This is a genomic window from bacterium (assembly GCA_020440705.1).
In the GTDB taxonomy this organism is placed as follows: Bacteria; Krumholzibacteriota; Krumholzibacteriia; order LZORAL124-64-63; family LZORAL124-64-63; genus JAGRNP01.
This window is the reverse complement of sequence record JAGRNP010000388.1, coordinates 1-531: the sequence shown is the minus strand read 5'-3', so window position 1 is coordinate 531 and position 531 is coordinate 1. Positions and strand designations below refer to the sequence as shown.

The 531-nt window shown below is 70.2% G+C and carries 1 protein-coding gene; it reads left to right on the top strand.

Annotated elements, in window-relative coordinates; genetic code table 11:
• The coding region (locus KDM41_18940; protein ID MCB1185502.1) for an FAD-dependent monooxygenase at positions 1 to 531 on the top strand (531 nt) is incomplete at both ends.

The window sequence follows — 531 nt, the reverse complement described above, 5'->3', positions numbered from 1 at the left end:
AACGCCATCAAAGTGCTGCGCCAGTTGGGTTTGGGCGAGGCGCTGGCCGCGATCAGCATGGTCGCGCCCTTGGTAGCCACCCGCAACCCGCGCGGCGATATCCTGGCCCAACTGCCGTCGGCCACGATCGAGCAGCGCTTCGGCGCGGCTGTGCGCATAGTCCACCGGGCCGAACTGCTGGCGATGCTGACCGAGGCGCTGGCCGATACGCCCCTCCACCTGGGCCACGAATGCACCGGCTTCGACCAGGACGGCGACGGCGTCACCGCCCGCTTCGCCGGGGGGCAGACGGCGCGATCCGACGCCCTCATCGGCGCGGATGGTATTCACTCGGCGGTCCGAGCGCAGATGTTCGGGCGCACGCCGCCGCGCTATTCCGGCTACACCGCCTGGCGAGCCATCACCCCTTTCCCCACGGCTAACCTGCGCGCCGGCGAGTCGTGGGGCTGCGGTTCGCGCTTTGGCCTGCTGCCCGTCGATCACGAGCGCGTCTACTGGTTCGCCACCAAAAACGCCCCGGCCGACCAGCCG